This is a genomic window from Lactococcus hircilactis, assembly GCF_009601015.1.
GTDB classification, from domain to species: domain Bacteria; phylum Bacillota; class Bacilli; order Lactobacillales; family Streptococcaceae; genus Lactococcus; species Lactococcus hircilactis.
In genome coordinates this window covers 104,314-123,674 of record NZ_WITJ01000008.1, presented here as the reverse complement: position 1 = coordinate 123,674, position 19,361 = coordinate 104,314, and the positions used below count along the sequence as shown (strand labels likewise).

At 37.4% G+C, this 19,361-nt stretch carries 18 protein-coding genes, 7 tRNA genes and 1 rRNA gene; 24 read left to right on the top strand and 2 right to left on the bottom strand.

The genetic code is table 11. The features are described from left to right. The first annotated feature begins 3 nt into the window (after positions 1–3). Positions 4–204 (top strand): DUF951 domain-containing protein, encoded by a 201-nt coding sequence (locus tag GHI93_RS07105; protein WP_153496353.1) that lies wholly within the window; start codon positions 4–6, stop codon positions 202–204. Between the two features lie 7 nt (positions 205–211). Here GHI93_RS07105 and GHI93_RS07100 read toward each other — a convergent pair whose 3' ends face one another. Together GHI93_RS07100 and GHI93_RS07095 are read right to left on the bottom strand one after the other, a co-directional pair. Next, on the bottom strand, positions 212–769 hold the full coding sequence (locus GHI93_RS07100) for a helix-turn-helix domain-containing protein (RefSeq protein WP_153496352.1): 558 nt from the start codon (positions 767–769) through the stop codon (positions 212–214). A gap of 160 nt (positions 770–929) precedes the next feature. Next, positions 930–1,415: a helix-turn-helix domain-containing protein gene (locus tag GHI93_RS07095; protein WP_170272411.1), complete on the bottom strand. Its 486-nt coding sequence runs from the start codon at positions 1,413–1,415 to the stop codon at positions 930–932. Between the two features lie 149 nt (positions 1,416–1,564). Here GHI93_RS07095 and ychF point away from each other — a divergent pair, with 149 nt between their 5' ends. From ychF to GHI93_RS06980, 23 genes are all read left to right on the top strand, one after another. Continuing rightward, positions 1,565–2,680, top strand: a complete 1,116-nt coding sequence (ychF, locus tag GHI93_RS07090; RefSeq protein WP_153496350.1) for a redox-regulated ATPase YchF — start codon at positions 1,565–1,567, stop codon at positions 2,678–2,680. 71 nt (positions 2,681–2,751) lie between these two features. Next, positions 2,752–3,252: a P-loop NTPase family protein gene (locus tag GHI93_RS07085; protein ID WP_153496349.1), complete on the top strand. Its 501-nt coding sequence runs from the start codon at positions 2,752–2,754 to the stop codon at positions 3,250–3,252. 97 nt (positions 3,253–3,349) lie between these two features. After that, positions 3,350–4,129 carry a carbon-nitrogen family hydrolase gene (locus GHI93_RS07080; RefSeq protein WP_153496348.1) on the top strand — a complete coding sequence of 260 codons (780 nt, stop codon included), beginning with the start codon at positions 3,350–3,352 and terminating at the stop codon, positions 4,127–4,129. A 62-nt stretch (positions 4,130–4,191) separates the two neighbouring features. Continuing rightward, complete coding sequence (locus GHI93_RS07075; RefSeq protein WP_343030339.1) at positions 4,192–5,367, top strand: pyridoxal phosphate-dependent aminotransferase; 1,176 nt, start codon at positions 4,192–4,194, stop codon at positions 5,365–5,367. Positions 5,368–5,452: 85 nt separating this feature from the next. Then, on the top strand, positions 5,453–6,019 hold the full coding sequence (gene pth, locus GHI93_RS07070) for an aminoacyl-tRNA hydrolase (protein WP_153496347.1): 567 nt from the start codon (positions 5,453–5,455) through the stop codon (positions 6,017–6,019). After that, on the top strand, positions 6,019–9,516 hold the full coding sequence (gene mfd, locus GHI93_RS07065; RefSeq protein WP_153496346.1) for a transcription-repair coupling factor: 3,498 nt from the start codon (positions 6,019–6,021) through the stop codon (positions 9,514–9,516). The genes pth and mfd overlap by 1 nt, the downstream gene beginning before the upstream one ends. Before the next feature lie 110 nt (positions 9,517–9,626). After that, positions 9,627–9,902, top strand: coding sequence for an RNA-binding S4 domain-containing protein (locus GHI93_RS07060; RefSeq protein WP_153496345.1), 276 nt, complete (start codon positions 9,627–9,629; stop codon positions 9,900–9,902). Further along, a complete protein-coding gene (locus GHI93_RS07055) occupies positions 9,895–10,260 on the top strand; it encodes a septum formation initiator family protein (RefSeq protein WP_153496344.1) in 366 nt (121 codons plus the stop codon). The genes GHI93_RS07060 and GHI93_RS07055 overlap by 8 nt, the downstream gene beginning before the upstream one ends. Continuing rightward, positions 10,257–10,547 carry a S1 domain-containing protein gene (locus tag GHI93_RS07050; RefSeq protein ID WP_153496343.1) on the top strand — a complete coding sequence of 97 codons (291 nt, stop codon included), beginning with the start codon at positions 10,257–10,259 and terminating at the stop codon, positions 10,545–10,547. Before GHI93_RS07055 ends, GHI93_RS07050 begins: the two co-directional genes overlap by 4 nt. Beyond that, positions 10,544–11,983, top strand: coding sequence for a 4-hydroxyphenylacetate 3-hydroxylase N-terminal domain-containing protein (locus tag GHI93_RS07045; RefSeq protein ID WP_153496342.1), 1,440 nt, complete (start codon positions 10,544–10,546; stop codon positions 11,981–11,983). The genes GHI93_RS07050 and GHI93_RS07045 overlap by 4 nt, the downstream gene beginning before the upstream one ends. Further along, positions 11,964–13,274, top strand: coding sequence for a serine hydrolase (locus tag GHI93_RS07040; protein WP_153496341.1), 1,311 nt, complete (start codon positions 11,964–11,966; stop codon positions 13,272–13,274). The genes GHI93_RS07045 and GHI93_RS07040 overlap by 20 nt, the downstream gene beginning before the upstream one ends. Further along, a complete protein-coding gene (tilS, locus tag GHI93_RS07035; RefSeq protein ID WP_153496340.1) occupies positions 13,271–14,548 on the top strand; it encodes a tRNA lysidine(34) synthetase TilS in 1,278 nt (425 codons plus the stop codon). The genes GHI93_RS07040 and tilS overlap by 4 nt, the downstream gene beginning before the upstream one ends. Positions 14,549–14,550: 2 nt before the next feature. Continuing rightward, complete coding sequence (hpt, locus tag GHI93_RS07030; protein WP_153496339.1) at positions 14,551–15,090, top strand: hypoxanthine phosphoribosyltransferase; 540 nt, start codon at positions 14,551–14,553, stop codon at positions 15,088–15,090. Between the two features lie 165 nt (positions 15,091–15,255). Continuing rightward, on the top strand, positions 15,256–17,340 hold the full coding sequence (gene ftsH / locus GHI93_RS07025; protein ID WP_153496338.1) for an ATP-dependent zinc metalloprotease FtsH: 2,085 nt from the start codon (positions 15,256–15,258) through the stop codon (positions 17,338–17,340). 146 nt (positions 17,341–17,486) lie between these two features. Next, positions 17,487–17,558 (top strand) — tRNA-Glu (locus tag GHI93_RS07020). Between the two features lie 26 nt (positions 17,559–17,584). Further along, positions 17,585–17,674: transfer RNA gene (locus GHI93_RS07015), tRNA-Ser, on the top strand. Between the two features lie 12 nt (positions 17,675–17,686). Further along, positions 17,687–17,760: transfer RNA gene (locus GHI93_RS07010), tRNA-Met, on the top strand. 19 nt (positions 17,761–17,779) lie between these two features. Further along, positions 17,780–17,852, top strand: a tRNA-Phe gene (locus GHI93_RS07005). A 35-nt stretch (positions 17,853–17,887) separates the two neighbouring features. Next, a tRNA-Gly gene (locus GHI93_RS07000) sits at positions 17,888–17,958 on the top strand. A gap of 14 nt (positions 17,959–17,972) precedes the next feature. Further along, positions 17,973–18,046 (top strand) — tRNA-Ile (locus GHI93_RS06995). Positions 18,047–18,048: 2 nt separating this feature from the next. After that, positions 18,049–18,164: ribosomal RNA gene (gene rrf, locus GHI93_RS06990) — 5S ribosomal RNA — on the top strand. Positions 18,165–18,169: 5 nt separating this feature from the next. After that, a tRNA-Asn gene (locus GHI93_RS06985) sits at positions 18,170–18,243 on the top strand. Between the two features lie 81 nt (positions 18,244–18,324). Continuing rightward, the gene (locus tag GHI93_RS06980) at positions 18,325–19,287 is read left to right on the top strand and encodes a polysaccharide deacetylase family protein (protein WP_153496337.1); all 963 of its coding nucleotides are present in this window, start codon (positions 18,325–18,327) and stop codon (positions 19,285–19,287) included. Positions 19,288–19,361 lie beyond the last annotated feature (74 nt).

The window sequence follows — 19,361 nt, the reverse complement described above, 5'->3', positions numbered from 1 at the left end:
GAAATGAACAGTTATGACGTAGGCTCAATTGTTGAGATGAAAAAACCACACGCATGCACGATTAAGTCAACAGGAAAAAAAGCAAACGCGTGGGAAATTACAAGACTTGGAGCGGATATTAAAATTAAATGTACGAATTGTGGACATGAAGTGATGATGAGTCGCTTTGACTTCAATAAAAAAATGAAAAAAGTGCTCAAGTGAGCGCTTTTTAATGATAGACTGATTTGAGATTAAATTTGAGATATTTGATCAGCCAAAAGTATAAAAATTTTGTAAATCTAAAAACATAGCGACTAATAAGGATCACAAGAGAACAAGCAATCACTGCTATAATCCAGTGCCACCACTCAAATCCAGTCGCTCCTGAGGCATTGATGAAAGTAATTTGAGGATTATGTGTAAAGACAGCAAAAATCATGAGAAATGGAGCGAATAGTAACCCTAAAAGAACAGCATAAAGTGCACAAAGCAGCAGCACAATCGTGACAATTAACCAGACACCAAGAACAAAGTTAAAGGTAACTAAGCCAAACCCTGCTAAAAGATTGAGGTGTTTCTTTCTTTTTTGTGGCTCAATTCCTTTCGTTAAACTCAATAAATCAGTATCGTAGAGTTGAGCTAAAGCAATCAACGTTTCAATATCAGGTTCAGTTTTTTCTGACTCCCAACGTGAAATCGCCTGACGACTAAAATAAAGTTCTTTTGCGACATCTTCTTGCGTGAGGTTTTGAGCAAGCCGCGCTTTTTGTAAATTTTCTCCGAGCATTTTTTTCTCCTTTAAAAATAGTGAACTACATTTGTTTCTAATCTCATTATATGGAAAACTGCTGTAATAGCAAGGAAAATTTCTATTTTTTAGCGCAACAATTTGTGGCACTGTTTGATTTAAGGGATTACTAGAAATTGTCAACGTGCTGTAAACCTGATTATTTTACTTCTTTTTTGATACGAATTGTTCTTAGTGTCCAAAGACTTATAAAGTAAAGCACGACAGAAAGAAAAATAAAGAATAAAAACAATGCAATTCCAATGATTGTAAGATTAAAATAGAGTTGAATCACACTGTAAGTAATTCCCCAAAAAAGTAATCCCCATAAGCAAAAGAGCCAGATAAAAAATGAAAATTGGAAAAAGAAAAACCAAAATGTATTTATTTTCATCATATTTTGGATATATTCTCGATTGATTTTAAAGAAACTCTTTTGTTTTGGTGTAACGAGTGCTTGCATTAGCTCATCGGCGGAGCAATTGTAAAGCTCACTTAAATCTTTTAAAAGATAGAGATTGGGTAATGTTCGGTCTGTTTCCCAGCGAGAAACGGTTTGTCTTGTGACAAAACATTTTTTTGCAACGTCTTCTTGTGTGAATTGTGATTTGATCCGTGCTTGTTTTAAATTTTCTCCAAAGGTCATTTGACATCCTTCTTTCATTTATCTGACTTCATTTTAGCGAATTTTGAATGAATTTCAAGCAACAATCCTGTTGCAATGAAGGTTTTTTTGTATTTTTTTGTGATTTACGATATAATGAAACAAGATTATTTTACAAAGGAAATAGAAAAATGGCTTTAACAGCAGGTATCGTCGGACTTCCAAATGTCGGCAAATCAACTTTATTTAATGCAATTACGCGCGCAGGTGCAGAAGCGGCAAACTACCCTTTTGCAACGATTGATCCTAATGTTGGGATGGTCGAGGTGCCAGATTTTCGTTTAAATGAAATCGCAAAACTTTACAATCCTAAAAAAATAATTCCAACTACTTTTGAATTTACAGATATTGCAGGAATTGTCAAAGGTGCTTCTCGTGGTGAAGGTTTGGGAAATAAATTTCTTGCTAATATCCGTGAAGTTGATGCCATCATTCATGTGGTTCGAGCGTTTGACGATGAAAACGTGATGCGTGAAGCGGGGCGTGAAAGTAAGTTTGTTGATCCAATGGATGATGTTGATACGATTAATTTGGAATTGATTTTAGCTGATTTAGAGTCGGTCAATAAACGATATGCGCGTGTTGAAAAAGTTGCACGAACAACAAAAGATAAAGACGCTGTAGCAGAGTTTAATGTTTTGAAAAAAATTAAACCAGTCCTTGAAGATGGAAAATCTGTGCGCACCGTTGAATTTAATGAAGAAGAACAAAAAGTTGTTAAGGGGTTATTTCTTTTGACAACAAAACCCGTTCTTTATGTCGCAAATGTTTCTGAAGATGAAGTTGGTGAGCCAGATAATATCGAGTATGTGAAACAAATTAGAGAATTTGCTGTGACTGAAAATGCTGAAGTGGTTGTGATTTCTGCTCGAATTGAAGAAGAAATAGCGGAGCTTGATGAGGATGAGAAGGCAGAATTTTTAGACTCTTTAGGACTTGAAACATCTGGTGTGGACTTGTTGACACGTGCGGCGTATCATTTACTAGGACTTGCTACATTCTTTACTGCTGGAGAAAAGGAGGTTCGGGCATGGACCTTTAAGCAAGGAATGAAAGCCCCACAGATGGCTGGTGTCATCCATTCAGACTTTGAGCGTGGATTTATTCGAGCAGTTACAATGTCTTATGATGATTTGATGAAGTATGGTTCTGAGAAGGCTGTACGAGAAGCTGGACGTCTTCGTGAAGAAGGCAAAGATTATATTGGAAAAGACGGAGACATGATGGAATTCCGCTTTAATGTGTAAACTAAATTGACAGAAAAAAGCGTGTCAGATTTGACGCGTTTTGTTTCACGTGAAATTGGAGCAAAATAGAGATGAAAATTTATATTATTGGATCTGTTGCGAGTGGAAAAAGTACGCTGGCTAAAAAAATATCTGATTTATTAAACATTGATGCTTTTGCTTTGGATGATGTGGTGCATGCTCCTGTGCCATTGGGTTATGGAAATACGAAACGCAAAGAATCCGAGCGAGACGCTATTTTTCAATCGATTTTATCTCAAGAGTGTTATATTATTGAAGATATTGGTCGGCCTTGTTTTTCTTGTGCTTACTCTCAAGTCGATCAGATTATCTGGCTTGATTTGCCCAAATGGAAATTAAAATTGAGAATTATATTGCGATTTTTAAAACAAAAATTAGGTCTTGAATATTCGAGTTATCATCCAGATTTTAAAATGTTGAAAATGATGTTTATTTGGGTAAAAGATTCGCCCAAAGCACAGCTTGACAGATTAAATCATGTGATTATTTTGAGAAATAAAAAAGAAATCCAGAATTATTTGAGTGAAATTAAAAATAATAAGATTTACTGATGAGAAAAAGATGAGTTTTTAAAAATTTAACGCATCTTTTTATTTTTTAATGTCAGAAGAAAAAAATAAAGCGTAAAATGGATGAGAAGGGGAAAAAATGAAAATTGCATTAGCACAAATGGATGTATTTTTAGGAAATCCTAAGAAAAATTTTGAAAAAGTCCAACAATTTGTCATCCAAGCAGCTGAAAAAAAAGCAGATTTAGTTGTCTTTCCTGAAATGTGGAACACAGGATATGCGTTGTCAGCACTGACAACTATTGCGGATGTTGATGGGAGGTTGACACAAGAAAAGCTCTCAAAATGGGCAAAGGAAAACCAGATTTCTATTGTTGCTGGATCTGTTGCAACACAAACATCAGGAAAATTTTATAATTGTAGCTATAGTTTTGATGCATCTGGAAATCTTGTCAGTACTTACAATAAAGTCCATTTGTTTGGACCGATGAATGAGGAAAAATTTATTCAGTCTGGCACAAAGGAAAATGTTTTTGAATTAAATGGTATTTTATCAAGTGCTGTGATTTGTTATGATCTTCGATTTCCAGAATGGATTCGCACGAATATGGCAAAAGGACCTGAAATTTTGTATGTTGTTGCACAGTGGCCAAAGGAGCGAATTGAGCAGTGGAAAATTTTACTGCAAGCGCGTGCGATTGAAAATCAAGCTTTTGTTGTTGCTGTCAATCGAGTAGGAAAAGATCAAAATAATCAATTCGATGGTCATTCTTTAGTCGTTAATCCATTAGGAAAAATAATTTTGGCGTGTGGTGTAAACGAAGGTTTACAGTTGGTTGACATTGATCCGAGTGAAGTCATGCGTGTCAGAGGACAAATCCCTGTTTTTGAGGATCGAAGAGTAGAGTTATATCACTAAAGAGAGTTGTCAGTACTGACAAAAATGCAGGGACTGAGTCATAAGTTGAAAGAGGAGTAAACGTGAAATTTGAAGAATCGGATTTGTTAAAAGGGTTGCCCAAACAATTTTTTGCAAATTTAGTGGAAAAAGTTAATGCAAAAATAGCACAAGGAGTTGATGTGATTAATTTGGGGCAGGGAAATCCAGATCAACCGACACCAGATTATATTGTAAAAGCAGCTCAAACTGCGACAGAAAATCCAAAAAATCATAAATATTCACCGTTTAGGGGAGTACATGAGTTGAAAGTCGCCGCAGCGGAATTTTATCAGGAAAAATATCATGTTGACGTTGAGCCAGAACAAGAAGTTGCCATTTTAGCAGGATCAAAAATTGGCTTGGTCGAGTTGCCGCTTGCGCTGATGAATCCAGGCGAATTAATGCTTTTACCTGATCCTGGATATCCTGATTATTGGTCAGGTTCAAGTATTGGTCGCGTTGAGTTTGAAACAATTCCATTAGTGATTGAAAATCATTTTTTACCAGATTTGAGTAAAATTCCAGAAACTACAGCAAAAAAAGCGAAATTTTTATATCTGAACTATCCTAATAATCCAACTGGAGCCACAGCAACGCGTGAATTTTACGAAAATGTTGTCGCATTTGCAAAAAAATATCAAGTGGGAATCATTAGTGATTTTGCTTATGGTGCTATAGGGTTTGACGGACAGACGCCGATTAGTTTTATGGAAATTGATGGAGCAAAAGAGGTCGGTGTCGAATTTTATACTTATTCAAAGACGTTTAATATGGCAGGGTGGCGGCTTGGTTTTGCGGTGGGAAATAAAGACATTATTGAAGCAATCAATTTAATTCAGGATCATTTGTTTGTCAGTTGTTTTCCTGCACTTCAAGAAGCCGGCATTGTTGCGCTTCGTGATCCAAATCGTGATAGCGCAATTTCAAGTCTGGTCAGTCTTTATGAAAAAAGACGCGATGTATTCGTGCGTGCAGCTGAAAAAATAGGGTGGAAAGCATTTATTCCAGGGGGATCATTTTATGTGCTTATGCCAGTCCCAAAAACATATACGAGTGAAACATTTTCTGAGGTCTTACTTGAGAGGGCAGGAGTAGCTGTAGCCCCAGCAAATGGTTTTGGAAAATACGGGGAGGGGTATGTTAGAATTGGGTTGTTGGTTGCCCCTGAGCGTTTGGTAGAAGCCGTAAATCGGATTGCTTTGTTGAATCTTTTTTAATAAAATTTGATATAATAATGAAAGAAGATATGCTGATTTGAAAAAATCAGCCTTTTGGCGTCTTATACTAGAAAAGAGAAACGAAATGACTAAAATGATTGTTGGACTGGGAAATCCAGGAGACAGATATGATAAAACAAAGCATAATATGGGATTCATGGCACTAGATTTACTTGCAAAAGAATATCAGATAGAATTTAAAATGGAAAAAACGTTTATTGCCGAGGTGGGCCAATTTTTTGTCAATGGTGAAAAAGTGTTTCTTGTGAAACCTCAGACATTTATGAATGAATCTGGGCGTTCTGTTCAACCACTGTTGACTTATTTTAATATTGAACCAGAGAATTTAACTGTGATTTTTGATGATCTGGACTCTCCTGTTGGGCGCGTGAGATTACGCCAAAAAGGCTCATCTGGCGGACATAATGGCATCAAATCAATCTTGACTCACGTCGGAACAGACCATTTTAATCACATCAAAATTGGCATTGGACGTCCGAAAAATGGAATGAAAGTTGTTCAGCATGTGTTGGCCAAATTTGATAAAGAAGATGCTGAATTAGCACAGAATGGAATTTTTAAGGCGGTTGACGCGGTTAAATATTACCTTGAAAATAATGATTTCACAAAAACAATGAATAAGTACAACTGATGAATATTATTGAATTTTTTGACCAAAATTATGATGTACAACGTTTTCAAAGTAGTTTTTCAAAACGTGAGCGCCATCTGCTGACAGGACTTTCAGGCACCTCAAAAGCACTCATTTTAGCGAATGCTTACGAAAACCATCCAGATAAATATGTTGTCATTACTGACAGCCAATTTCATGCCAATGAACTGTATGATGAACTGTCTTCACTGATTTCTGAGGATCAATTGTATCAATTCTTTAGTGATGACAATGTTTTTGCGGAGTTTGCATTGGCTTCTAAAGACCGACTTGCTTATCGTTTAGAGGCACTCAATTTCTTGTTGGACAGCAGTGCAACAGGATTTTTGGTCGTCCCATTTATGGCGCTTAGAAGTCAGTTGCCTAGTCCTGATCAGTATTTGGAAAATTATTTGTTGCTCACAGTAGGTGACGAATACGAGTTGTCATTACTGACAGCGTTACTTGGACGTGCGGGATATGAAAAAACACAGCGTGTCATGTCACCAGGAGAATTTTCACAAAGAGGAGACATTCTTGATGTTTATCCGCTAGAAGCAAAGCATCCAATTCGAGTGGAATTTTTTGGTGATGAAGTTGACACAATTCGGACATTTGATGTGGAAACTCAACGATCTATTGAAACACTAGAAGTGCTTGAAATCTATCCTGCAAGTGATATAATTTTGACTGACGCGGAGTTTACAAAAGGTGTAACCCTTCTGTCAGTACTGACAGAAAAAATTGACGATGACAAAGCAAAATCGTATTTTGATGAACTCATATCCGCAAGCACTAATCACTATCTTCACAAAGATTTACGCCAATTCATTGAGTTTTTCTATGAAAAACCGCATTCACTCCTCGATTATTTTCCAAAAGGGACACCACTTTTTATTGATGATTTCCAAAAAATTAATGAAATGAATCATAAAATTGATTTGGAATTGGCGGACTTTACGTTATCAGAACAGACTTTGAACCACTATCTTAAGGGACAAAGTTATCTTTTGGATTCCATTTCAAAAATCAGAAATTACAAACCAGCTACTTTTTTATCGAATTTTCAAAAAGGATTAGGGAATATAAAATTTGATGGGTTACACCATTTCAATCAACATTCCATGCAACAATTTTTTGGTCAAATGGAGTTGTTTTACACTGAAGTTGACAGATATGTCAACCAAGAGTTTACAGTAGTTCTTGCTGTTCCAAGTGAAAAATTAAGAAAAAGTTTAAAAGAAATTGAGCTTCCGATTCAAGAAGTTTCACCTCAAGACATTCAAAAAGGGCGGATCAATTTGGTTGATCTGACACTTTCCAACGGCTTTGTTTTTATTGATGAGAAATTAGTTGTCATTACTGACAGCGAAATTTTTGGAAAAGTCCGCAAGAAAAAAGCGCGCAGACTTAATATTACCAATGCTGAGCGACTCAAAGATTATAATGAACTTGAAGTCGGAGATTATGTGGTCCACAAAAATCATGGGATCGGGAAATATCTTGGGATTGAAACGATTGAAATCGACGGCATGCACCGCGATTATCTCACGATTCAATATCAAAATAACGATACCATTTCTATCCCAGTAGATCATGTGGATATGCTCAGTAAATATACCGCTGGTGAGGGAAAAACGCCCAAAATCAACAAACTCAATGATGGACGTTGGCGCAGAACGATGACTTCTGTCAGTAAGCAAGTGGAGGACATTTCAGAAGATCTTATCAAACTTTATGCCAAACGTCAAAGTCAAAAAGGCTACGCTTTTGCAGTAGATGACGAAAATCAAGAAGAGTTTGACAATGGTTTTTCATATCCTGAAACCGCGGATCAACTGCGTTCCATTGACGAAATCAAACACGACATGGAATTATCACGTCCGATGGATCGTTTACTCGTTGGTGATGTTGGATTTGGTAAGACAGAAGTTGCTATGCGTGCAGCATTTAAAGCAATTAATGATGGAAAACAAGTCGCAGTACTTGTTCCAACAACAGTACTTGCTGAGCAACATTACACATCAATGAGTGAACGCTTTGTAAACTTTGGTGTAAACGTTGCCGTTTTAAGTCGGTTTCAAACGAAAAATCAACAAGAAGAAATTTTAGCCAAACTTCGTAAAGGGAGAATTGACTTAATTATTGGGACACACCGACTCCTCTCAAAAGATGTTACATTTTTTGATTTAGGCTTAATGATTATTGATGAAGAGCAACGATTTGGTGTCAAACACAAAGAACGGCTGAAAACACTGAAATCGCAAGTCGATGTCTTAACACTCACTGCAACACCAATACCAAGAACACTCCACATGTCCATGCTTGGGATTCGTGATCTTTCTGTCATTGAAACCCCTCCAACCAATCGCTATCCTGTTCAAACGTATGTGATGGAAAATAATGAGGGCGTTATTAGAGATGCTGTCCTTCGAGAAATTTCAAGAGGAGGACAAGTATTTTATGTCCATAATCGTGTTGATAGCATCGAGCAAAAAGTCTCACAACTTGAAGCATTAATCCCTGAGGCAAGAATTGCTTTTATTCATGGTCAGATGGGCGAAGTACAACTTGAAAATACACTTCTTGATTTTATTGCAGGAGATTATGACGTCCTCGTTGCAACAACGATTATCGAGACCGGTGTTGATATTCCTAACGCAAATATACTTTTCATTGAAAATGCTGATATGATGGGACTTTCTCAACTTTATCAACTCCGCGGACGTGTAGGAAGAACCAATCGTGTTGCTTATGCTTACTTTATGTATCGACCTGAAAAAATTCTTTCAGAAATTTCAGAAAAACGACTAGAAGCAATCAAAGGATTCACAGAACTAGGGTCAGGGTTTAAAATTGCCATGCGTGATTTATCTATTCGCGGTGCAGGAAATCTCCTTGGAGCAGAGCAGTCAGGTTTCATTGATAGTGTGGGATTCGATTTGTATGCTCAACTTTTGGAAGAAGCCGTTCAAAAACGTCTCGGACAATCGGATATCAAGCGCAAATCCAATGCAGAAATTTCATTAGGTTTGGATGCATTTATTCCAGGATATTACATCTCAGATGAGCGCCAAAAAATCGAAATTTATAAACGCATTCGCCAAATTGACGGCAGAAAGGATTACGAAGCACTACAAGAAGAAATGGTGGATCGGTTTGGTGAATATCCAGACGAAGTTGCATACCTTCTTGAAATTGGTTTACTCAAATCTTTTTGTGACAATGCACTGATTGAAAAAATCGACAAATTAAAATTTGAAATTAGTATTGACATGGAAAAAGCAGCGCATTCTATTTATGATCCTCAAGAATATTTCGAAGCACTCTCAAAAACAAATTTAAAGGCAAGTGTAGGAGAAATTCGAGGGCGGATGAATTTTAAATTTAAAATAGAGAATAAAAAAATGGTCGCAATCCTAAGCGAGCTAATGAACTTCACGGCAGCGCTCTCAGATTTGAGAGATAAGCATGAAACGAAGAAAAATAAGGCATAAAGTGGCCATATCCCATTTAAAAACGACAAAACAGTGAAAAAAAGAGTTTTCACTGTTTTTTTATAGCTTGTCCATTTTTCAAAAAAAAAAAATTATGTTATAATCAACACATGAGATTAGATAAGTTTTTAAAAGTGTCGCGTTTGATCAAACGTCGCACCGTTGCAAAAGAAGTTACCGATAAGGGGCGAGTCAAAATTAACGGAAAATTGTCAAAGTCATCGAGTGATGTGAAATTTAATGATGTTTTAGAAATTCGTTTTGGCAATAAAGTTGTTGAGGTAAAAGTGCTTGAAACCAAGGAATTTACCCGAAAAGAAGACGCGCAAAAAATGTTTGAATTAATTTCTGAAACAAGAGTTAAAGAGGAGCAAAGCGATGGATAAACAAGTGATTCGTTTAAACAATGACTATACGAATGCCAAATTGAAAGAAAAAAATCAGAGCATGCCGCCAAAAAGAAGACATTTGGGGCTTATCCTTATTTTTGCGATGGTTGCGTTTAGCCTTGCCAGTTTAAGTTTAGTTCATGCTTATCAAAATCTTCAAAAACAATTAAAATTGGAACAAGTAGCTGTTAAGACACACGCAAATTTAGCTCAAGATAATCAAACAAAAAGTCAAGAAATTCAAAAATTGAAAGATCCAGATTTTTTAGCTAAATTTGCACGGACACAAGGTTATTCTCAAGGCAATGAAAAAGTTTTTGAGGTTCCGGGAATGCAGAATAAAGAAAATCAATGATTGGAAAAATCTCAAATATCACTCCATTTGGTCTTTTTATCAGTTTTACTGAGCCTTCCTCAGAAAAAAAGAGGATTGGTTTGATGCGTTGGTCCACGATTGCTAAAAATTTACCTTCATTTCAAATTGGAGATTGGATTGGATTTGAAATCACAAAAATCCATGAAGATGGAAAGATGGACTTAAATTATGCTGAAAAAGAATTCACGAGTACTTACGGAACTTTTTTAAAAAGCTTAAAAGATCAGTTGGAAACCATTCATAAATTAAATGAGGAAATAAAATGAGTACAAAAGATGGGCATTTAAATGATGGACGAGAGGTTTACTTTGATGGAAAGAAAAATGAAGATTTATCTCAAGAACCTGTTTTTTCAAAAACATTAAAATTTGTTCAACGCTACTACGAACTTCAAAAAGAAGAACCAGAAAAATTCCTTTACAAGGAAAACAATCAGTCTTATTCGATTCTTTTTATGCCGACGCTTACGATGGATGATCTCGCGCGTAAACGAAAAGTTTATGAACAAATTGCTCGTGAATCTTATGGCTTTTTAGGAAGAACACCAGATTTTATTGATACGGGAGTGGCGATTTTAAGCTATTATGCAGCAATTTTAGGAAAAGATTCTCGCTGTGATTATGCTGAAAATGCTAGAAATTGGGCAAAACGAGTAAAAGAACAAGATTTATTTGTCTCTCATGCCATTCAAAATCCTCAAGTTAATCGACAAAAAACGCTCGCTCAGCTTTTATCAGACGGGCGTGAATTTGCAGGAGTTTGGATTAAAGAAGAACGTGAAGATGGCGTCATTGTGAGAGGCGCAAAACAAGTGAATACTCTCGCTCCTTTAGCGGATGAGTTATTAATTTTTAATTTACCTGGCTTGACTGCCGAAGATGAGCGCTTTGCACTTGCATTTTCACTACCTTTGGCGACAAAAGGGGTCAAGATGATTTGTCGTAAACCGACGATGAAAAGAGAGTTTTCACTTAAAGATTATCCATTATCCGCTCAATTTGATGAAATGGATGCCTTTATTATTTTAGATGATGTTTTCGTTCCAAATGAAAATTTGTTTGTTTGTGGATCAGTAGAAAAATCTAATGCCTTTTTCCCTGAATCTGGATTTTTCGTTCATACAGCGCATCAAGATGAGGTAAGAGGGTATGTCAAATTAGAATTCGTAACAGCACTTGCTGTACGCGTTGCTGAGAAACTCGGATTGACTCATTTTATGCGCGTCCAAGAAATATTGGGTCAATTAACCGTTCATCTTGAACTCATCAAATCAAGCGTTTTAGCGAGTGAGGCCACAGCACATCTCGAAAATGGAATTTTAACCCCTAACATGCAAATTTTACTTGCTGTTCGTGCAAGTTTAACAGGGTATTATGATGAAGCACTTCGAGCGATTGCTGAATTTTCAAGTGGTTCAATTGTGGGAGTCCCTGATTTTAGAGCATTTGAAAATCGAGAAATCGCAGAAATTCTAAAAGAAAGTTTATCTAGTGAGCTCATTTCTGCTGAAGATAGGGCTTTGCTACTAAATCTCGCTTGGGACATTACAGGTGAAGCTTTCGGGCAAAGACAACGAACATACGAATTTCTTCATGGAGGAAATCCGATGTGGATTAAAAATATGCATTGGTTAACAGAAGATTTGACTGCTGGAAATCAAATGTTGGATAAGGTTTTAGAACATGCAAAAGCTGAGCAATAAATTTAACTTTGGTGTGGGCTTGGCGATGATTTTGATGATCATCCCAAGCTTTTTTACGTTAGTGATTAAATCAAATCATCAAATGAATCACGTACATCATGCTACGAAAATAAGACCTGTAAAAACAAGAAACGCCTACTGGACAAGTCTTCCCAAAAGACCAATTGCATGGTCTAAACTTGATACTTTTAATGATTCGAATTTATCTCAAAAAGTGGGTGTGATTGCTTCAAAAACAAAGTTATCTATCGTTGAAATCAATGGTGATGCTTTTAAATTAAGTAATGGAAAGTACATTTCTTCTAAAAAAAATCAAGTGGTTTCTGATCTAGCATGGGGAATCAAAAAAACAACAAAAACCGTATATGCCACACAAAAAATTTCGGTTTATTATAGTCCATATACAACATTTAATCCAGAAGTTTTAACGTCCATTTCAGCAAATCAAGTACTCCAAATAGATAAGAAAGCTAAAACGCATTTTGGAAATTATGATGAGGTGATTTTACCAAGTGGTGAAAAAGGATGGATTGACGCAAGTCAAACGAGTTTTGAAAATCCAAAGATGGTTCAACTTCAAAAGCTACTCCAACAGAAATATCAACAGAAAAATTATTCGATTTATGTGAAAGAACTTAAGCATAAGTTTACAATCGGTGTAAACCAAAACAAAACATTGTATTCAGCAAGTTTATCGAAGCTTCCAATTTTGTATTGGACACAAAAGCGGATAAATGAAGGAGAGGCGAGTTTATCAGATTCACTAGTGTACTCTGCTCAAATCAATAGTTTTTATGGAAGTTATAATCCAGATGGGACGGGAGATCTTCCTAAGGTTGCTGACAACAAGGGTTACAGTTTACAAGATGTGATTGATCGGACGGCAAAGTTATCAGATAATGTAGGGAGTAACTTACTTTCTTATTATGAAACAGGTCAGTTTAGTATGGAATATCAAAACGCGATTTCAAAAATAGCGGGTCAACCTTGGAATCCAAAGACAAGAGAGGCTTCCGCAGCAATGGTTGGACGTGTACTTGAAGCGCTTTATGATGAGGGAGGCGCATCTTTTGATGCCTTACTTCATACGTCATTTGATTCAGTAAAAATCAGAAAAGGAGTACCAGCACAGATTCCTGTGGCGCATAAAATTGGAGATGCTGGCGATGATAATCACGATGCAGCAATTGTATTTACAGCGCAGCCTTATATTTTAGTGGTTGAAACAGACGGCGCTTCTGATGAACAAATTCAACAGATTTCACAAGAGGTTTACGAGGAGTTGAAATGAAAGAATCACGAGCTCAGAAAAAATTTTTAAAAATTGTCAGAGAAAAAAAATACTTCGATCAGCATCACCGTGTTTTAATTGCAATCTCTGGTGGATTGGACTCAATGACCCTGTTCAATTGGCTATATGATGCTCAAAAAGAATTACATATAGAACTTGGGATGGCACACATTAATCATGGGGTACGAAAAGAATCGGATGCTGAAGAAGAAGCACTGCATCACATTGCTGTTCAAAAAAATGTTCCTTTTTTTGTTGGGAGGTTTACAGGGAAGTTTACAGAGAAGACTGCGCGTGATTTTCGTTATCATTTTTTTGAAAAGATCATGAAAGAAGAGGGATATACCGCCTTAGTTACAGCACACCATCAGGGCGATTTGGTTGAAACAGTTTTGATGCGTGAAATCACGGGACGAAACTTGAGAAGTTTACAAGGAATTAAAGAAAAGCGTGATTTTGCTGGAGGAGAGTTGATTCGTCCACTTCTATCTTTTACAAAAAATGAATTTGATGCGCCTCTTTTTTTTGAAGATCGTACAAATCAGGACAATCACTACTTTAGAAATCGAATTCGAAATCAATACATTGAAGAATTAAGCCATGAAAATCCTCAATTTTCAGCTGGAATTGCTGATTTATCGGACGAAATTCGTTTAGCATTTTCTGTCATTACTGACAGCATTCAACACCTTTGCGTCATTACTGACAACACTAAAAAAGTTGATTTGGCGATTTTTTTGGATCAATCCGAAGGGTTACAGTATTTTATTTTGCAAGAATATTTGACCTGCTTTCCAGAATTACAGCTGACCAAAGCAAAAGTTGCTGAGTTATTGCATATTTTGAGACGTGAGCAACAATATCATGCTGAATTAAATAAAGATTATCTTTTTATAAAAAATCCTCACTATTTTTATCTTGAAAAAAAAGGACATCTTGCTTCAAATAACTGGGAAGAAGAAATTGAGATTTTATATGAAGATCCGAAGGATACGAGCTATTTAGAAGTTTCTATTCCTCAAAATGGAGCAATAGAAATAAGAAGAAGATTACCACATGATGAGATTTTGATTAATGGAAATCATAAAAAGTTACGTAAATTTTTCATTGAAAAACATGTTCCATTAGAAAAAAGAAATAATTATCTCATTTTGGTTGATCAAAAAATTTATGCAATTGTCGATTTGGCGTGTTCTGATTTGAGTAAAGTTGCTAAAAATGATAAAATGAAAAGGATATTATGGGTTAAGCCCATTCTAGGAGAGGATAATTAAAAATGCTTGAAAAAGATATTGAAAAAGTGCTGGTATCAGAAGAACAAATTCGCGTTCGTTCGACGGAACTTGGGGAAATACTAACGGCAGAATACGAAGGTAAAAATCCTTTGGTTCTTGGGATTTTAAGAGGATCTGTCCCATTCATGGCTGAATTGATTAAACACATTGATTGTCATATGGAGATGGACTTTATGACCGTATCAAGTTATCACGGTGGGACAAAATCTTCTGGCGAAGTGAAATTAATCATGGATGTAGATACAGCGATTCGTGGACGAGATATTTTAATTGTTGAAGATATTATTGATACGGGGCGGACATTGAAATATTTGAAAGAGCTGCTTGAACACCGCGGGGCAAAGGTTAAAATTGTCACACTCTTAGATAAACCAGAAGGACGCATTGTTGATATTGATGCGCAATGGACTGGATTTACAATCCCGAATGAATTTGTTGTTGGCTTTGGTTTGGATTATGACAATAATTATCGTAATCTTCCCTATGTCGGAGTTCTCAAAGAAGAAGTTTACAGCAAATAATTCTGTCAGTACTGACAGAATTAGCTTTTTCATCAAAAATCAGACTAAAGTATGAAAAATAGTTTGACCAATACTTACTAATAGAAATTCGTTAAGAATTATGATATAACTATACAAAATAGTACTACGATTCACAGTGCTAAATAAAATTAAGATAAGGAACATATGAATAATAACAACCAAAAAAATGGAGGATTCATCAAAAATACTTTTTTATGGGTGCTCTTAGTCATCGTTGTTGTTGTCGGTATCAACTATTTCTTTAGCAATAATCATTCCAATGTTGATAAAATCAGCTATTCACAGCTGATGACAAAGCTTAAGGCTAATGACATCAAATCTGTAACGATGCAACCTTCTGATAGCTTATTGACTGTAACAGGAGAATATAAAGAAGCAAAAGAAGTTGAAACGCGTACCCCGTTATTGGGATCAACAACCTCAAAAGTTAATAATTTCCAAGCTTATATTATTCCGACAGATAGTGTCGTTAAGGATATTCAAACCCTTTCAAGTACACATGATGTTTCTGTAAATGTGATTCAAGCATCATCAAGTGGAATCTGGTTATCACTGCTTTCACCATTACTGACCGTTATCCTTATGGTCGGAATTTTCTGGCTGATGATGGGTGGAATGGGCAACCGCGGCGGTGGTGGCGCTGGAAATCCGATGTCATTTGGTAAATCTCGTGCGAAACAACAAGACGGTAAGACAACAAAAGTTCGTTTTGCTGACGTTGCTGGTTCAGAAGAAGAAAAGCAAGAGCTTGTCGAAGTGGTCGATTTCTTGAAAAACCCAAAGAAATATCATGATTTGGGAGCGCGTATTCCTGCAGGGGTCCTCCTTGAAGGCCCTCCAGGGACAGGTAAAACGTTGCTTGCAAAAGCGGTTGCTGGAGAAGCTGGTGTGCCATTTTATAGCATTTCAGGTTCTGATTTTGTAGAAATGTTTGTCGGTGTCGGTGCCTCACGTGTCCGTGACCTCTTTGAGAGTGCCAAAAAAACAGCACCAGCGATTATTTTCATCGATGAAATTGATGCTGTAGGACGTCAGCGTGGCGCTGGTATGGGGGGGGGGAACGATGAACGTGAACAAACCCTCAATCAGCTGCTGGTCGAAATGGATGGTTTCCAAGATACTGGAGAATCTATCATTGTCATTGCTGCAACAAACCGATCAGACGTATTGGACCCTGCTTTACTTCGTCCAGGACGTTTTGACCGTAAAGTTTTAGTTGGTGCACCGGATGTTAAAGGACGGGAAGCTGTGCTTAAAGTTCACTCTCGGAATAAGAAATTTGCACCCGATGTTGATTTGAAAATTGTTGCACAACAGACCCCTGGTTATGTCGGTGCTGATTTGGAAAATGTCTTGAATGAAGCAGCACTTGTTGCAGCGCGTCAAGATAAAAAAGTGATTGATGCATCAGATATTGATGAAGGAATGGATCGTGCGATGGCTGGTCCAGCTAAGAAAGAACGTCTCCAATCTGTTCGTGAACGTGCAATTGTAGCCTATCACGAAGCAGGACACGCGATTGTTGGCTTAGTGCTTGAAAACGGATCAACGGTACGTAAAGTGACGATTGTACCTCGCGGTCGTATCGGCGGGTATATGTTGGCACTACCGGATGAAGAAATTATGCAACCAACGAATTTCCATCTTAAAGACCAATTAGCGAGTCTGATGGGTGGACGTCTTGGAGAAGAAATCGTCTTTGGTGTTGCGACACCAGGGGCTTCTAATGATATCGAAAAAGCCACGCATATTGCACGCTCGATGGTAACAGAGTATGGGATGTCTAAAAAGCTTGGGATGGTTTCTTACGAAGGAGATCATCAAGTCTTTATTGGACGTGATTATGGACAAACAAAGACCTATTCTGAAGCTACTGCGGTCATGATTGATGATGAGGTTCGAAGTATCTTATCAGAAGCTTATGATCGTGCAAAAGTTGCGATTGAAAGTCATCGTGAACAACATAAAGCGATCGCAGAAGCGTTGCTCAAATACGAAACACTCGATGCTAATCAAATTAAATCGCTCTTTGAAACAGGCGAGATGCCAAATAAAATGGTAGAAGCACTTGAAAAGCCAGAAGAACCAAAATCTTTTGAAGAAATCATTGCAGATAAAAATCATGCTAATGATTTAGAAGTTCATATTTTTGACGCAGATTCTAAAGCAGCAGAAGAAAAAAACCCCAAAGATGAGAATGAAAATAAAGAAGACGAAACAGCTCAATAAGCTGTTTTTTCTTTATTTTCAGAGGAGTTGAAAGCTCAATCCGAATGAACCAAAAAAAAATATGAAAAAAACGGAGTTTTTTCTTGACTTATGTTCAAAATAGTATATAATAGAGAAGTACTGTTTTGAGGGGTACGGATCAACGAGGTCGGTTGGTCAAGGGGTTAAGACACCGCCTTTTCACGGCGGTAACACGGGTTCGATTCCCGTACCGACTATTGGTATAAATAACTATATCAGCCATGGAGGATTACCCAAGTCCGGCTGAAGGGAACGGTCTTGAAAACCGTCAGGCGGGTAAAACCGTGCGTGGGTTCGAATCCCACATCCTCCTTTTTTATTTTATCGCGGGATGGAGCAGTTAGGTAGCTCGTCGGGCTCATAACCCGAAGGTCATAGGTTCAAATCCTATTCCCGCAATTACAATTTAATTTGTTTTGGCTCGGTAGCTCAGTTGGTAGAGCAATAGATTGAAGCTCTATGTGTCGGCGGTTCGATTCCGTCCCGCGCCATTGATAACACAGTGTTGTTATCTTGTTTAAAAAATGCGGATGTAGTTTAATGGTAGAACCCCAGCCTTCCAAGCTGGCTACGCGAGTTCGATTCTCGTCATCCGCTTCAATTAAATATTTGGGAGACTAGCTCAGTTGGTTAGAGCACTGTGTTGATAACGCAGGGGTCTCAGGTTCGAATCCTGAGTTTCCCATATTTGGTAATTATGCCATAGGAGATACACCTGTTCCCATGCCGAACACAGTAGTTAAGTCCTATCGGGTCGGAAGTAGTTGAGGGTCGCCCTCTGCGAGATAAGATCGTTGCCAAGTTAGATTGCGGTTTAGCTCAGTTGGTAGTAGCGCATGACTGTTAATCATGATGTCGTCAGTTCGAGTCTGACAACCGCAGTAAGTGAATCAGCTAAGGCTGATTTTTTTATTTCATTTTAAACTTATGATATAATCTGCTCATTAGGGATTGGAGAAATTAATGGATAGAAGAAGTCGGAGAAAGAAAAAAATCAATCATAGAGGGAAAATGGTAGTCTCTGTGTTGATTATTTTGTTATTGATCGTGGCAGGTGTTTTTGCATATTGGCTTTTAGGTAATGCTAAGCATAAGCAGGAGTCAACGCCGTCTTCTACGCTGCATCAGCTGACGCGTTCAAGCTCACCTCGACAAAGCAAGACTCCATCGGATACTTCAAAATGGTTGCAATCAACAGCAGACAATCAATTGCCGATTTTGATGTTTCACTATGCTTCCTCACAAGCTGCTGATTTGGCTGGTGGGAGCAATTGGATGCCAGATGCAACATTAGAGGCGGATCTTGCGCTTTTGCAAAAGCAAGGTTATACAACGCTTACAGCGCGTCAAGCCGTACAAGTCATGACAACACATACGAAACCCAGCAGTAAAATGGTTTGGTTGACTTTTGATGATGGTTCACTTACATTGTATCGGGATGTTTTTCCTTTATTAAAAAAATATCACATGCATGCAACAGGTGCAATTATTACAGGCTTTGTCGATAAGGGGCAGTCGGGGATTTTGACTTGGGATCAAATCAAAGAGATGAAAGCAAGCGGGTTGGTAGATTTTGTAAGTCATACGGTGAGTCATTTAGATTTGGGAACTTTGGATCAAGCACAAGCAACAGAGCAATTGGAGCAATCAAAAAAAGAGTTGGATCAACAATTGAATCAAAAGACAGACATTATCGTCTATCCCGCTGGGGGCTATAATGCGGCAACGCTTGATATTGCTAAGTCACTTGGATATAAGTATGGATTGTTGGATCCAGGACGTAATGGGGCTGTTGCAAAAGAGGCGACGTTATCGGATGGTTTATTGACACTTCCACGTTTTCGAATGGCAAGTACGACAGGTCCAGATGCGCTGTTCCCTTATTTGGAAGATGCGACGCGCTACAATGAGGCTCACACAAAATAAAGCGAAAGAAAAAAACTTTGACACACTATTTTGTGCCAAGGTTTTTATTTACAGTCTAAATGAAAACGCTTATA